Origin of the sequence: Pseudocitrobacter cyperus (assembly GCF_039889165.1) — a bacterium.
GTDB classification, from domain to species: domain Bacteria; phylum Pseudomonadota; class Gammaproteobacteria; order Enterobacterales; family Enterobacteriaceae; genus Pseudocitrobacter; species Pseudocitrobacter cyperus.
The window spans coordinates 1-15,131 of the sequence record NZ_JAYMYY010000010.1 but is presented as its reverse complement, the minus strand read 5'-3'; the positions used below and the strand labels follow the sequence as shown (position 1 = coordinate 15,131).

The following is a 15,131-nucleotide window of genomic DNA, read 5'->3' as shown; positions in this document are numbered from 1 at the left end:
GAGGAAGATGTATGGGTGGTATTAGTATTTGGCAGTTGCTGATTATCGTCGTTATCGTGGTTCTGCTTTTTGGGACTAAAAAGCTGAGCTCGCTGGGGTCAGATTTAGGCGCGTCCATCAAAGGTTTTAAAAAAGCCATGGGTGATGAAGACGACAAGAAAGACAAATCGACCCAGGATGCGGATTTCACTGCAAAATCAATTACTGACAAGCAGGAAGACGCAAAGAAAGACGAAGCGAAACGCCACGACAACGAGCAGGTGTAATTCGTGTTTGATATTGGTTTCAGTGAACTGCTACTGGTGTTCGTTATTGGCCTCGTTGTTTTGGGGCCAAAACGTTTGCCAGTAGCGGTTAAAACAGTTGTTGGCTGGATTCGTGCGCTGCGATCGCTGGCAACAACGGTACAAAACGAGCTTACCCAGGAGCTTAAACTTCAGGAATTTCAGGACAGCCTGAAAAAAGTGGAGAAAGCGAGCCTGGATACCTTAACGCCCGAGCTTAAAGAGTCGATGAATGAGCTGCGTGAAGCGGCGGAGTCCATGAAGCGCTCTTACTCTATTCACGACCCCGAGAAGGCAAGTGATGAAGCGAACACTATCCATAACCCGATAGTTAAGGATAGCGAAGAGCAGCGCGCCGGAGTGACGCCGTCGACGGCAGAGCATCAGGCCAGTACCGACGAACAGGTTCCATCTCCTGCTGAAACCCAAGCGCCGGAAGCGGCGGTGGCGAGCGACTCTGAACAAGAGAAGAAAGCCACTACCGTTTCTGAACCATCCCCTGCATCAAGTGATAAAGCGTAAACATGGGCGTAGAAGATACTCAACCGCTGGTTTCGCATCTGATTGAGCTGCGTAAGCGTCTGCTGAACAGCATCATGGCGGTACTCATTATTTTTCTGGCGTTAGTTTATTTCGCCAATGATATTTATCAGTTGGTCTCCGCACCATTGATCAGGCAGATGCCGGTAGGGGCGACAATGATTGCTACCGATGTGGCATCACCGTTCTTTACGCCGATCAAACTGACCTTTATGGTGTCGATTATCCTGTCGGCTCCTGTCATCCTCTATCAGGTTTGGGCGTTTGTCGCGCCTGCGCTCTATAAGCATGAGCGTCGACTGGTGGTGCCGCTGCTGGTTTCCAGTACGGTGCTGTTCTATACCGGTATGGCCTTCGCCTATTTTGTGGTGTTCCCGCTGGCGTTCGGATTCCTGACGCATGCGGCTCCTGCGGGCGTGCTGGTCTCGACCGATATTAAGAGCTATCTCGATTTTGTGATGTCGCTGTTCATCGCCTTTGGGGTCTCTTTCGAAGTGCCCGTCGCGATTGTACTGCTCTGCTGGGTTGGCGTGACTACGCCGGAAGACCTGCGCAAAAAGCGTCCTTATGTGCTGGTCGGCGCGTTTGTCATCGGCATGTTGCTGACGCCGCCGGATGTCTTCTCGCAAACGCTGCTGGCAATACCGATGTACTGCCTGTTTGAGGTTGGCGTCTTCTTCGCCCGCTTCTATACCGGGAAGCGAGCGACACGCGATGAAGATGCAGAAGCAGAAGCCGAAGCTGAGAAACACGAAGAATAATTTAACCGCCCGTCAGGGCGGTTTTCGTATGGAGCGCAGATGTTTGATATTGGCGTGAATCTTACAAGTTCGCAGTTTTCCCGAGACCGTGATGAGGTCGTCGCCAGGGCTCATGAGGCTGGCGTCAATGGCCTGTTGTTGACCGGCACTAACAGCCATGAAAGCGAAGAAGCCTGGCAGTTAGCACAGCGATTGACAGGATGCTGGTCGACTGCGGGTGTTCATCCGCATGATAGCAGTAGCTGGGGTCAGGACGTGGAGGAGCGCATTCACAAGCTGGCGCGGCAGCCGGAAGTGGTGGCGATTGGTGAATGCGGGCTCGACTTTAATCGTAATTTCTCTACGCCAGCGGAACAGGAAGCGGCATTTAATGCCCAACTGGCTCTGGCGGCAGAGCTGTCGATGCCGGTATTTATGCATTGCCGTGACGCTCACTCGCGGTTTCTGGAACTGCTCGACCCGTGGCTTGATAAGTTGCCTGGCGGTGTGCTGCACTGCTTTACCGGAACGCGTGAAGAGATGCAGGCCTGCGTAGACCGCGGTCTCTATATTGGCATTACCGGTTGGGTTTGCGACGAACGTCGCGGGCTGGAATTACGTGAATTGCTGCCGTATATTCCGGCGGAACGCCTGATGATTGAGACCGACGCGCCTTATCTGCTGCCGCGAGACATGACGCCAAAACCGAAATCGCGCAGGAATGAGCCTGCGTTCGTCGGCCACATTTTGGCGCAAATCGCCCACTGGCGTAGCGTAGAGGCGCCGTGGCTCGGGTCGGTCACTGACAACAACGTCAAAACGCTGTTTAATATTACGTTTTAGGCAGTGTCTGTTTTGCGAAAATCGGTGTTTTTTACGCTCTGTAGAACCTGCTTGTTTAGCAAGTTGAGCAGTAACATTGAGCGGGCTTGTCCGTCGGGCTCAGAGAAGATCGCCTGCAGACCCTCAAATGCGCCTTCGGTGATAACCACATTGTCGCCGGGGAAGGGCGTGCTGGGGTCGGTAATGTCTTCCGGTTTATAAACTGAAAGCTGATGAATAACGCTGGAAGGGACGGTGGCCGGATGCATACCAAAGCGTACAAAGTGGCTGACGCCGCGGGTCGCGTTGATTGTGGTGGTATGAATCACTTCCGGGTCGAACTCGACGAACAGATAGTTAGGGAAGAGCGGCTCACTGACTGACGTACGCTTACCACGTACCATTTTCTCAAGGGTGATCATCGGCGTCAGGCAATTAACTGCCTGCCGTTCAAGATGTTCCTGAGCGCGCTGAAGTTGCCCGCGTTTGCAGTACAGTAAATACCAGGCTTGCATAATGACTCGTTCTCACAATGTAGAGTGCAAGCATATCAAAAGAGTGATGCGATCGCGATGATAACTGATATTGATAACTTTGATGTATTGGTTTACGCGAATTTAACAAAAATACAGCATCACAACGCCATTCGCCGTATAATGATACGCTGACCAGGAGGCCATCACTTTCCCCATGAAATACCACGACCTACGCGACTTTCTGACATTGCTGGAGCAACAGGGCGAGCTGAAACGCATAACGCTGCCTGTTGATCCTCATCTGGAAATCACCGAAATTGCCGATCGCACCCTGCGTGCTGGCGGCCCGGCTCTGTTATTCGAAAATCCCACGGGTTATGACATGCCAGTGCTGTGCAATTTGTTCGGTACGCCTAAGCGCGTGGCGATGGGGATGGGGCAGGAGGATGTCAGCGCGCTGCGTGAAGTGGGAAAACTGCTGGCCTTCCTGAAAGAGCCTGAACCGCCAAAAGGGTTCCGCGATCTCTTTGATAAGCTCCCTCATTTCAAACAAGTTCTTAACATGCCGACTAAACGTCTGCGTGGCGCGCCCTGCCAGCAAAAGATTATCTCCGGTGATGATGTGGATTTATCCCGCATTCCGGTGATGACCTGCTGGCCGGAAGATGCGGCCCCGCTGATCACCTGGGGATTGACGGTGACGCGCGGCCCGCATAAAGAGCGGCAGAACCTCGGTATTTATCGCCAGCAGGTGATCGGTAAAAACAAACTGATTATGCGCTGGTTGTCCCATCGTGGCGGCGCGCTCGATTTTCAGGAGTGGTGCGCGGCGCATCCGGGCGAGCGATTCCCGGTATCCGTGGCACTGGGCGCCGATCCTGCAACGATTCTCGGTGCGGTAACACCGGTGCCGGATACGCTGTCGGAATACGCGTTCGCCGGTTTGCTGCGTGGCACTAAAACCGAAGTGGTGAAGTGCGTTTCCAACGACCTGGAAGTGCCTGCCAGTGCGGAGATCGTGCTTGAAGGTTATATCGAAATCGGAGAGATGGCGCCGGAAGGGCCGTATGGCGACCACACTGGTTACTATAACGAAGTGGATAGCTTCCCGGTGTTTACCGTCACGCATATTACCCAGCGTGATGATGCCATTTATCACTCCACTTATACTGGCCGTCCGCCAGATGAACCGGCCGTGCTGGGCGTCGCGCTAAACGAAGTTTTCGTGCCGATTCTGCAAAAGCAGTTCCCGGAAATTGTTGATTTCTATTTACCACCAGAAGGGTGTTCATACCGCCTGGCGGTTGTCACAATGAAAAAACAGTACGCCGGACACGCTAAACGAGTCATGATGGGCGTATGGTCGTTTTTACGCCAGTTTATGTACACCAAGTTTGTTATCGTCTGCGATGACGATGTCAATGCGCGTGACTGGAATGATGTGATCTGGGCGATTACCACCCGTATGGATCCCGCGCGGGATACGGTTCTGGTGGAAAACACGCCGATTGATTATCTGGATTTTGCCTCGCCGGTCTCCGGTCTGGGGTCAAAAATGGGGCTGGACGCCACCAACAAATGGCCGGGAGAAACCCAACGTGAATGGGGACGCCCGATCAAAAAAGACCCGGCGGTTACAGCGCGCATTGACGCTATCTGGGATGAACTGGCCATTTTTAGCGACAGCAAACGAGACTAACGTAGCTGTTCAGACACTGACGACCGGGGCGGTTTTGCGCCCCGGAAATGACGAGTATAGACCCGACAGAGGGAGCGCATGACAATCTTAAGCTGTAAAGTGACCTCGGTAGATGCCATTACCGACACGGTATATCGCGTCCGTTTAGTATCCGAAGCCCCATTCTCTTTCCAGGCGGGTCAGTATCTGATGGTGGTGATGGACGAGCGTGATAAACGCCCATTCTCCATGGCCTCCACGCCAGATCAGCAGGAATACATTGAGCTGCATATCGGCGCGTCGGAGCTGAATCTTTACGCGATGGCGGTAATGGATCGCATTCTGAAGGATCGCGAGATTGTTGTTGATATTCCCCATGGCGAAGCCTGGCTGCGCGATGATGAAGAGCGTCCGCTGATTCTGATTGCTGGCGGCACCGGTTTTTCCTATGTGCGTTCGATTCTGCTAACCGCGCTGAAGCGTAATCCGAACCGTGATATCACCATCTACTGGGGCGGACGTGAAGAGAAACACCTTTATGATCTGGCCGAGCTGGAAGCGTTAACGGTGAATCATCCTAAGCTGAATGTGGTTCCGGTTGTTGAACAGCCGGATGAAGAGTGGCGTGGCCGCACTGGTACCGTGCTGACGGCGGTATTGCAGGATTACGGCACGCTGGCGGAGCATGATATCTATATCGCCGGACGCTTTGAGATGGCAAAAATTGCCCGCGACCTGTTCTGCAACGAACGTCAGGCGCGCGAAGACCGACTGTTTGGCGATGCGTTTGCCTTTATTTAAAGGGAGCTATCAGGGCGTATTCAGCGCCCTGATACATATTTAGCCCTGCTGAATATTATTTTCATTTTTTCTTAATCGTAAAGTCCCCGTCTCTGTGTTATTCAACACAGGTAAGTTATTTTTATATCATTGATTCAATAAATGATATTTTACTTCACGCATTACCTGTCTCATTAAATAATTATTGTCTATCGTTATTGCAGAAATATAAACGGAGTTGCTCTTTCTCATTATAATATGGAGAGTACTATGAAATTTAAATATGCTTTAACTTCTCTGGCGTTATCTGTTGCCGTTTTATCAACATTACCTTCCACCGCATTCGCTATTGGCGGCGCCAGTGGCGCAAAAATCGATTACCAGGTTCAGGGCAAGATCGGCGAAGTGGTAATGAACCCCTATGACATTGCACCGCTGACGGCGGTGATCCGTAATGGCGGCTATCAGTTACGCGATGCACAGGTCAGAATCGTACCGAAGAAGGATGGCCAGGAAATTGCGTATAAAGTTAACAATAAATATCTGCTGACCTACGGTGGGATCCCGGTATTTGGTCTTTACCCTGATTACGTCAATACCGTCGAAGTTGAATATACGAGAATCTATGGTAATAAGACGGAAAAAATAAAAGAAAGTTATAAAATGTATGCGCCGCCAGCTTATAACGAAGCCGCCGGATCAAAAGAAGAAACCGCTGCGTATTTTACCGTTGATGTCAAAAAAGTTGCGCCAGAATTTAAAGATCGTTTGTATTTATTGAATAACTTGCAGGATAAATCAGGTAATGGAACGCGTACCGTCTGGAATAACCCGGTTGGCGGAGCGCTGGAGTGGAACTTCTATCCAGTCAACGCGGTGATTGACTCCTCCGGCGATATTCGCTGGTTTATGAAAGCCAGTCCTATCTATGATTTGAAATCCATCTATAAGGCCGGCGTGATGATGGGCTTCAAACAGAATCAGGATGGTGCGCTGACCTGGGGCTACGGCCAACGCTATGTGAAATATGACATCATGGGGCGCGAAATCTTTAATCGCCGCCTGCCGGATAATTACAACGACTTCTCACACTCAATGGATAACGCAGCCAATGGGCATTACTTCCTGCGTGTGGCGAGCTCAAACCTCAAACGCGCCGATGGGAAAAATGTGCGCACCGTGCGTGATGTGATTGCCGAAGTCGATCAGAACGGTGTGGTGGTCGATGAATGGCGCCTGTTTGATATTCTCGATCCGTACCGTGATGTGGTAATGAAAACGCTCGATCAGGGCGCGGTATGTCTGAATATCGATGCCAGCCAGTCGGGGCATACATTGAGCGCGGAAGACCTGGCGGCGCTGGACTCATCCGATAAATTCGGCGATATCGTGGGTAGCGGGCCGGGGCGTAACTGGGCGCATGTTAATAGCGTCGATTATGACAGTGAAGACGACTCCATCATTATCAGTTCCCGCCACCAAAGCGCGATCATCAAGATTGGCCGCGATAAAAAAGTGAAATGGATTATGGGTACGCCAACGGGCTGGAAAGCGCCGTTTGATGCCGTGGTGCTGACGCCCGTGGACAGTACAGGCAAAAAAATTGTCTGTGAGAACAACACCTGTGAAGGTGATTTCGACTGGACGTGGACACAACATACCGCCTTTAAAATTGACAGTAAGAGCAAAGGCGACATTCTTTACCTCTCGGCTTTTGATAACGGCGATGGGCGCGGCCTTGAACAACCGGCAATGCAAAGCATGAAGTACAGCCGTTCGGTTATCTACAAAATCGATCAGAAGAAAAAGACCGTAGAGCAGGTTTGGGAGTATGGCAAAGAGCGCGGGAACGAATGGTTTAGCCCGGTGACGTCGATAACCGAATATCAGACGGATAAGAACTCGGTGTTTGTCTATTCCGCAACGGCCGGTGGCCAGTTTGATCTGACTGTTGGGGCATTCACCAGTTTGCCGAATCCGTATCTGGAAGAGTTCAAATGGGGTGAGAAAGAGCCTGCGGTAGAGATGCAGTTACACGGTACGCGAGGGTATCAGGCCATGCCGTTTAGCCTGCAAAAAGCGTTTACTGATTAACGTGTCGCGAGAAACAAAAAACCCGCCCCTGACAGGCGGGAAGAACGGCAACTAATCTTTTAATTTATCGGCCGGGGGCGCTGCGCTTACCCGGCCGACTTGTACTTATACGCGTTCAAATACGGTCGCAATTCCCTGACCTAACCCAATACACATTGTCGCCAGGCCGAACTGGGCGTCTTTGCGTTCCATCAGGTTCAGCAGCGTGGTACTGATACGCGCACCTGAACATCCCAACGGATGACCCAGCGCGATCGCGCCGCCGTTGAGGTTGATCTTCTCGTCGATCTGCTCCATCAGCCCCAGATCTTTAATGCATGGCAGGATCTGTGCGGCAAACGCTTCGTTCATTTCGAACAGGTCGATATCGCTTACCGACAGGCCTGCTTTTTTCAGCGCCAGCTTAGAAGCCGGAACCGGGCCATAACCCATGATAGATGGGTCGCAGCCGACAACCGCCATTGAGCGAATGCGCGCGCGTGGCGTGAAACCTAACTCGCGGGCGCGGCTTTCACTCATCACCAGCATGGCGGATGCGCCATCGGAAAGGGCGGAAGAGGAGCCTGCCGTTACCGTACCGGTGACCGGGTCAAACGCCGGTTTCAGCGTGGAGAGCGCTTCAACGGTGGTTTCCGGTCGAATCACCTCATCGTAGTTAAACTGCTTCAGAACGCCGTCGGCATCGTGACCGCCAGTTGGGACGATTTCATTTTTGAACGCGCCGGACTGGGTTGCGGCCCAGGCGCGGGCGTGAGAGCGGGCGGCAAAAGCGTCCTGCATCTCACGGCTGATGCCGTGCATACGCGCCAGCATTTCGGCGGTTAAGCCCATCATGCCCGCCGCTTTGGCGACGTTACGGCTTAAGCCCGGGTGGAAATCGACGCCGTGGCTCATTGGCACATGACCCATATGCTCCACACCGCCGATAAGGCAGGCGTGCGCATCGCCGGTCATGAGCATGCGCGCGGCATCGTGCAGCGCCTGCATGGATGATCCGCAGAGGCGGTTAACGGTATTTGCGGGCACCGAATGCGGCACTTCCGCCAGCAGGGCGGCGTTACGCGCAATGTTAAAACCCTGCTCCAGCGTTTGCTGCACGCAACCCCAGTAAATGTCGTCCAGCGCAGCCGCTTCCAGTGCCGGGTTGCGCGCCAGCAGGCTACGCATCAGGTGCGCTGAAAGATCTTCTGCGCGCACGTGACGGAAGGCGCCGCCTTTCGAACGGCCCATCGGGGTACGAATTGCATCGACAATGACAACCTGTTCCATTGTGACTCCTTAAGCCGTTTTCAGTGCGCCAACCGGACGGGCGGGCTCCACTGCGGGATAATACGGTTCGTTATGACGCGCTTTATTGCGCAGACCTTCCGGCACGTCATACAACGGGCCGAGGTGCTGATATTGCTGCGCCATATCGAGATATTTCGCGCTGCCGAGCGTATCGAGCCAGCGGAACGCGCCGCCGTGGAACGGAGGGAAGCCCAGACCGTAGACCAGCGCCATATCGGCTTCTGCCGGGCTGGCAATGATGCCTGCTTCCAGGCAGCGCACCACTTCGTTGACCATCGGGATCATCATGCGGGCGATGATCTCTTCGTCGCTGAAATCGCGCTTCGGCTGGCTTACTTCTGCCAACAGGCTATCGACGGTCGCATCTTCTTCTTTCTTCGGCTTGCCTTTGCTGTCTTCTTTATAACGCCAGAAGCCAAGGCCATTTTTCTGCCCGAAGCGGCTGGCGTCGAACAGCGCATCGATCGCATCGCGGTAATCTTTCTGCATCCGCTGCGGGAAACCCGCCGCCATCACTGCCTGCGCGTGATGCGCAGTATCAATGCCGACAACATCCAGCAGGTAAGCCGGGCCCATTGGCCAGCCGAACTGTTTCTCCATTACTTTGTCGACTTTGCGGAAATCCGCGCCGTCGCGCAGCAACTGGCTGAAACCGGCGAAGTAGGGGAAGAGTACGCGGTTGACGAAGAAGCCGGGGCAGTCATTGACCACGATAGGCGTTTTGCCCATCTGGCTGGCCCAGGAGACGACTTTGGCGATGGTCTCTTCGCTGGTTTTTTTGCCGCGAATGATTTCAACCAGCGGCATGCGGTGCACCGGGTTAAAGAAGTGCATGCCGCAGAAGTTTTCCGGGCGCGCCAGCGCGTCGGCCAGTTCGCTGATAGGAATAGTGGAGGTGTTGGAAGCCAGCACGGTGTCCGGGCGAACTTTTTGCTCGGTTTCCGCCAGTACCGCTTTTTTCACCTTCGGATTTTCAACAACGGCTTCCACAACCACGTCCACACGGTCGAATCCAGCATAGTCCAGCGTCGGTTGAATCGTTGAAATGACGCCCGCCAGCTTCAGACCATCAATTTTGCCGCGTTCCAGTTGTTTGTTCAGCAGCTTACTGGCTTCCGTCATACCAAGCGTCAGCGATTTCTCGTTGATATCTTTCATGATGACCGGCACGCCTTTCCAGGCCGACTGATAGGCTATGCCGCCGCCCATAATGCCTGCGCCCAGAACGGCCGCGTGTTTCGGTGCATCGGTGGTTTTAGTGAGTTTTTTCGCCAGCCCTTTGACGTACTGATCGTTAAGGAAGATGCCAACCAGCGCGCGGGCTTCGTTAGTATGCGCCAGTGGGACAAAGCTTTGGTTTTCCAGCTTCAGCGCGTCGTCGCGCCCCAGGCGGGCAGCGGCTTCAATGGTTTTCACCGCTGTAATTGGCGCTTGATAGTGTTTACCCGCCGTCTGCATCACCATGCCTTTGGCGATGGTGAAGCTCATGGCGGCTTCCACTTTACTGAGCTTCAGTGGCTCCAGTTTCGGGCGGCGTTTCGCGCGCCAGTCGAGATCGCCGTTTATCGCCTGGCGTAATACGGCCAGCGCGCCGTCGATCAGTTTCTCTTGTTTAACAACGCCATCCACCAGGCCGATTTTCAGCGCCTGCTCAGCGCCGACATCTTTCCCGGCGGCGATGATCTCCAGCGCGCTGTCGGCACCCAGCAGGCGCGGCATACGCACGGAACCGCCAAAACCAGGCATGATCCCCAGTTTGGTTTCCGGCAGGCCAATACGCAGATCTGGTGTCGCTAATCGGTAGTCGGTCGCCAGCACACATTCGCAGCCGCCGCCCAGCGCGTAGCCGTTCACGGCGGCGATGGTCGGAACCGGTAAATCTTCCAGACGGTTGAAGACGCTGTTGGCGAAATGCAGCCATTCGCTGAGTTGCTCTTCCGGCACCAGGAAGAGGGAGAGAAATTCGGTAATATCAGCGCCGACGATAAACGCCGCTTTTTCAGAGCGCAGCAGCAGCCCTTTCAGCTCTTTTTGTTTTTCGAGGACATCGAGCGCGTGACCGAGGCTGGCTACGGTCGCCGTATCTAATTTGTTCACCGAGCCGGGGGCATCGAACACCAGTTCGGCAATGCCATCTTCCAGCCAGTTGAGGTACAGGGTATCGCCTTTGTAGAGCATGTCAGTCTCCTGAATCCAGCAGTGTAATCTGGTCGTACCAGATGAGGCTGAGTGTGGTTTTTATGTTAACAAAATGCAAATTACTCTTTAAATATTTGCTGGGGAGATCACGACTGGTGGAGATCACGCAGGTTCGGCGAGGTGTGCTAAGATGCGAAAACTTGAGGGCAAAAATGTACAAGGACTAAAAATGGAATCACTGGCTGCACTCTACAAAAATCATATTGTTACCTTGCAGGAGCGGGCGCGTAATGCGCTGGAGCGCTTTAAGCTGGATGCGCTGTTAATTCACTCCGGCGAACTGATGAATGTGTTCCTCGATGACCACCCGTATCCGTTCAAGGTTAACCCGCAGTTCAAAGCCTGGGTGCCGGTAACCCAGGTGCCGAACTGCTGGCTGCTGGTGGATGGCGTCAACAAACCGAAGCTGTGGTTCTACCTGCCAGTTGATTACTGGCACAACGTTGAGCCGTTGCCGACCTCCTTCTGGACAGAGGAAGTTGAGGTGATTGCGCTGCCGAAAGCTGACGGCATTGGCAGCCAGTTACCAGCCGCACGCGGGAATATGGGTTATATCGGTCCGGTTCCGGAGCGCGCGCTTGGGCTGGGTATCGCAGCCGATAAGATCAACCCGAAAGGAGTGATTGATTACCTGCACTACTATCGCTCTTATAAAACCGATTACGAACTGGCCTGCATGCGTGAAGCGCAGAAAACGGCGGTCAACGGCCATCGCGCAGCGGAGGAAGCTTTCCGTTCCGGGATGAGCGAGTTCGACATTAATCAGGCGTACCTGACGGCGACCGGTCATCGCGATACCGACGTGCCTTACAGCAACATCGTCGCGCTCAATGAACACGCCTCTGTGCTGCACTACACCAAATTGGATCACCGTGTGCCATCTGAAGTGCGCAGCTTCCTGCTGGATGCTGGCGCGGAATATAACGGCTATGCGGCCGACCTCACCCGTACCTGGGCTGTCAGCAGCGACAATGATTTCGCCCATTTAATTAAAGACGTGAACGATGAACAACAGGCGCTGATCGCGACGATGAAAGCGGGCGTGAGCTATGTTGATTATCACGTCCAGTTCCATCAGCGTATCGCGAAGATCCTGCGTAAACACCAGATCCTCACGGATATGAGCGAAGAAGCGATGGTCGAAAACGACCTGACCGGGCCGTTTATGCCGCATGGTATAGGCCATCCGCTGGGCTTACAGGTGCATGATGTTGCGGGCTTTATGCAGGATGATACCGGCACACACCTGGCCGCGCCGTCGAAATATCCGTACCTGCGCTGCACCCGCGTGTTGCAACCGCGCATGGTGTTGACCATCGAGCCGGGCATTTACTTTATTGAATCCCTGCTGGCGCCATGGCGTGAAGGGCAGTTCAGTAAGCACTTCAACTGGCAGAAAATTGAAGCGCTGAAACCGTTCGGCGGGATTCGCATCGAAGATAACGTCGTGATCCACGAAAATAATGTTGAGAACATGACGCGCGATCTGAAACTGGCGTAATGGAAAGTTGGCCGATACCGGCGTCGCCGGTCACGTTTACTGAAGAGATTAAAAAGAGCCGTTTCATCACCCTGCTGGCGCATACCGACGGGGTGGAGGCGGCGAAAGCGTTTGTTGAGTCGGTAAGGGCGGAACATCCTGATGCCCGTCACCACTGTGTCGCCTGGGTTGCCGGGCGGCCAGATGACTCACAGCAGCTTGGCTTTTCAGACGATGGTGAACCGGCGGGAACGGCGGGTAAGCCGATGCTGGCGCAGCTTATGGGAAGCGGCGTCGGCGAAATTACCGCCGTGGTGGTTCGCTACTACGGCGGCGTGCTGTTGGGGACAGGTGGCCTGGTGAAAGCTTATGGCGGCGGTGTCCAGCAGGCGCTAAATCAGCTCACAACCCAAATCAAAACGCCATTAACCGAATATACTCTGTTGTGTGAATACGGTCAGTTGTCGGGGATAGAAACGCTGTTAGGGCAATTCTCTGGCGTGATTGTGGCCAGTGACTACCAGGCATCGGTACAGCTACGCGTGGCGCTTCCGCAAGCGAAAGTGGATGCTTTTACAGCAAAACTGGCTGATTTTAGTCGTGGTTCATTGCAATTGTTAGCGATTGAAGAATAATCCCCCTCCTTACTTTTATACCAAAGGAAGCGCCAGAGATGCATTTTCGTGCCATAACCCGAATTGTCGGACTTCTGGTCATCTTGTTTTCGGGAACCATGATCCTTCCCGGCCTGGTGGCATTGATTTACCGCGATGGTGCCGGGCGGGCATTTACCCAAACCTTTTTTGTCGCGCTGGTGATTGGCTCGTTACTGTGGTGGCCGAACCGCCGCGAGAAGGGCGAACTGAAATCACGCGAAGGGTTTTTGATTGTGGTGCTGTTCTGGACCGTACTGGGCAGCGTGGGTGCGCTTCCCTTTATCTTCTCTGAGCAGCCAAACCTCACGATAACCGATGCTTTTTTTGAATCCTTTTCCGGGCTAACGACAACAGGCGCTACCACGCTTGTCGGGCTCGATTCGCTACCACATGCGATTCTCTTTTATCGCCAGATGCTGCAATGGTTCGGCGGTATGGGGATCATTGTGTTAGCCGTGGCGATTCTGCCTATCCTCGGCGTCGGGGGGATGCAGCTCTATCGTGCTGAAATGCCGGGGCCGCTGAAGGATAACAAGATGCGCCCGCGTATTGCGGAAACGGCAAAAACCCTGTGGCTCATCTATGTATTGCTGACCGTCGCCTGTGCGCTGGCGCTGTGGTTTGCGGGGATGCCGGCGTTCGACGCTATCGGGCATAGCTTCGCGACTATCGCGATTGGCGGCTTCTCGACGCATGATGCCAGCGTGGGTTATTTCGACAGTCCAACGATTAACACCATTATTGCTATCTTCTTACTGATCTCCGGGTGTAACTACGGTCTGCACTTCTCGTTACTGAGTGGGCGGAGCCTGAAGGTTTACTGGCGCGATCCGGAATTTCGGATGTTTATTGGCGTTCAACTGACGCTGGTATTCGTCTGTACACTGGTGCTTTACTTCCATAATGTATACAGCTCGGCATTGACGACGCTAAACCAGGCCTTCTTCCAGGTGGTGTCAATGGCGACGACAGCAGGCTTTACAACGGACAGCATCGCTCGCTGGCCGCTCTTCCTGCCGGTGCTGTTACTCTGCTCCGCGTTTATCGGCGGCTGCGCCGGGTCGACGGGCGGGGGGCTGAAGGTGATTCGTATCCTGCTGCTGTTCAAGCAGGGGAACCGCGAACTAAAACGTCTGGTGCATCCGAATGCGGTGTATAGCATCAAGCTGGGCAACCGTGCACTGCCGGAACGTATTCTTGAAGCGGTATGGGGATTCTTCTCTGCGTATGCGCTGGTGTTCATTATCAGTATGTTGGCGATTATCGCGACGGGTGTGGATGACTTCTCCGCCTTTGCCTCGGTAGTGGCAACGCTGAATAACCTTGGGCCAGGGCTTGGCGTGGTGGCGGATAACTTTGCCAGTATGAACCCGGTGGCGAAGTGGATCCTGATCGCGAATATGCTGTTTGGTCGTCTGGAAGTCTTTACGCTGCTGGTGTTGTTTACCCCAACCTTCTGGCGCGAATAAGTGGAGCTTGCGTTGAAAACATTAATTCTCTTCTCTACCCGTGATGGTCAGACGCGTGAAATTGCCGCGTACCTCTCGTCAGAACTCAAAGAACTGGGTATCGATTCGGAACTAATGGATCTGAATCGTACACAGGGCGTTGCGTGGGAACAGTATGACCGCGTCGTGGTGGGGGCGTCGATTCGCTATGGACATTTCCATTCTGCAGTCGATCGTTTTGTGAAAAAGCATGCCGCGCAGATGCAGGCATTGCCGAGCGCATTCTTCTCCGTGAACCTGGTGGCGCGTAAGCCAGATAAACGCTCACCGCAAACTAACAGCTACACGCGTAAGTTTCTGTTGGCCTCGCCGTGGCAGCCGGATGCCTGCGCCGTTTTTGCCGGGGCGCTGCGTTACCCACGTTATCGCTGGTATGACCGCTTTATGATCCGCCTGATTATGAAGATGACTGGCGGCGAAACGGATACCAGTAAAGAAGTGGTTTATACGGACTGGCAGCAGGTGACGCGATTTGCCCGTGAAATCGCTCAAATACCACGCAAATAGCGTGCGAATGTAGCGCATTGCCTGGAAAATGAGCGAACGAAAAGTTTTTTGTATTTTATGCTTGCGAGATCTCAATT

The 15,131-nt window shown here is 53.7% G+C and carries 14 protein-coding genes; 11 read left to right on the top strand and 3 right to left on the bottom strand.

Translation table 11 applies throughout. The features are described from left to right. Nucleotides 1-11: 11 nt before the first annotated feature. From tatA to tatD, 4 genes are read left to right on the top strand one after another with little or no spacing between them, the layout of a single operon-like run. A complete protein-coding gene (gene tatA, locus VSR74_RS21285; protein WP_015966408.1) occupies nt 12-266 on the top strand; it encodes a Sec-independent protein translocase subunit TatA in 255 nt (84 codons plus the stop codon). Nucleotides 267-269: 3 nt separating this feature from the next. Further along, nucleotides 270-806 (top strand): Sec-independent protein translocase protein TatB, encoded by a 537-nt coding sequence (gene tatB, locus VSR74_RS21280; RefSeq protein ID WP_347796549.1) that lies wholly within the window; start codon nt 270-272, stop codon nt 804-806. A 2-nt stretch (nt 807-808) separates the two neighbouring features. Beyond that, nucleotides 809-1,585, top strand: a complete 777-nt coding sequence (gene tatC / locus VSR74_RS21275; protein WP_347796548.1) for a Sec-independent protein translocase subunit TatC — start codon at nt 809-811, stop codon at nt 1,583-1,585. A 39-nt stretch (nt 1,586-1,624) separates the two neighbouring features. Further along, nucleotides 1,625-2,407, top strand: coding sequence for a 3'-5' ssDNA/RNA exonuclease TatD (gene tatD, locus VSR74_RS21270; protein ID WP_347796547.1), 783 nt, complete (start codon nt 1,625-1,627; stop codon nt 2,405-2,407). Here the strand turns inward: tatD and rfaH are convergent. Continuing rightward, the gene (gene rfaH / locus VSR74_RS21265; RefSeq protein WP_347796546.1) at nt 2,404-2,901 is read right to left on the bottom strand and encodes a transcription/translation regulatory transformer protein RfaH; all 498 of its coding nucleotides are present in this window, start codon (nt 2,899-2,901) and stop codon (nt 2,404-2,406) included. The two genes, tatD and rfaH, sit on opposite strands and share 4 nt — an antisense overlap. A gap of 175 nt (nt 2,902-3,076) precedes the next feature. Here rfaH and ubiD point away from each other — a divergent pair, with 175 nt between their 5' ends. From ubiD to VSR74_RS21250, 3 genes are all read left to right on the top strand, one after another. Next, a complete protein-coding gene (gene ubiD, locus VSR74_RS21260) occupies nt 3,077-4,561 on the top strand; it encodes a 4-hydroxy-3-polyprenylbenzoate decarboxylase (RefSeq protein WP_347796545.1) in 1,485 nt (494 codons plus the stop codon). Nucleotides 4,562-4,639: 78 nt separating this feature from the next. Next, on the top strand, nt 4,640-5,341 hold the full coding sequence (gene fre / locus VSR74_RS21255; protein ID WP_347796544.1) for an NAD(P)H-flavin reductase: 702 nt from the start codon (nt 4,640-4,642) through the stop codon (nt 5,339-5,341). Between the two features lie 249 nt (nt 5,342-5,590). Then, the gene (locus VSR74_RS21250) at nt 5,591-7,414 is read left to right on the top strand and encodes an aryl-sulfate sulfotransferase (protein WP_347796543.1); all 1,824 of its coding nucleotides are present in this window, start codon (nt 5,591-5,593) and stop codon (nt 7,412-7,414) included. A 105-nt stretch (nt 7,415-7,519) separates the two neighbouring features. On the opposite strand, the gene fadA is transcribed toward VSR74_RS21250, so the two are convergent. Both fadA and fadB read right to left on the bottom strand, forming a co-directional pair. Continuing rightward, nucleotides 7,520-8,683: an acetyl-CoA C-acyltransferase FadA gene (gene fadA / locus VSR74_RS21245; protein WP_347796542.1), complete on the bottom strand. Its 1,164-nt coding sequence runs from the start codon at nt 8,681-8,683 to the stop codon at nt 7,520-7,522. A 9-nt stretch (nt 8,684-8,692) separates the two neighbouring features. Further along, nucleotides 8,693-10,882: a fatty acid oxidation complex subunit alpha FadB gene (gene fadB / locus VSR74_RS21240; protein WP_347796541.1), complete on the bottom strand. Its 2,190-nt coding sequence runs from the start codon at nt 10,880-10,882 to the stop codon at nt 8,693-8,695. A 190-nt stretch (nt 10,883-11,072) separates the two neighbouring features. Between fadB and pepQ the strand changes: the two genes are divergently transcribed. Genes pepQ through hemG form a run of 4 tightly spaced genes read left to right on the top strand, consistent with a single transcriptional unit; the run spans nt 11,073 to nt 15,054 of the window. Beyond that, nucleotides 11,073-12,404 (top strand): Xaa-Pro dipeptidase, encoded by a 1,332-nt coding sequence (gene pepQ, locus VSR74_RS21235; RefSeq protein ID WP_347796540.1) that lies wholly within the window; start codon nt 11,073-11,075, stop codon nt 12,402-12,404. Then, nucleotides 12,404-13,018: an IMPACT family protein gene (locus tag VSR74_RS21230; RefSeq protein ID WP_276223057.1), complete on the top strand. Its 615-nt coding sequence runs from the start codon at nt 12,404-12,406 to the stop codon at nt 13,016-13,018. The genes pepQ and VSR74_RS21230 overlap by 1 nt, the downstream gene beginning before the upstream one ends. Nucleotides 13,019-13,056: 38 nt before the next feature. Next, nucleotides 13,057-14,508 carry a Trk system potassium transporter TrkH gene (gene trkH / locus VSR74_RS21225; protein WP_347796539.1) on the top strand — a complete coding sequence of 484 codons (1,452 nt, stop codon included), beginning with the start codon at nt 13,057-13,059 and terminating at the stop codon, nt 14,506-14,508. Between the two features lie 12 nt (nt 14,509-14,520). After that, complete coding sequence (hemG, locus tag VSR74_RS21220) at nt 14,521-15,054, top strand: menaquinone-dependent protoporphyrinogen IX dehydrogenase (protein WP_347796538.1); 534 nt, start codon at nt 14,521-14,523, stop codon at nt 15,052-15,054. Nucleotides 15,055-15,131 lie beyond the last annotated feature (77 nt).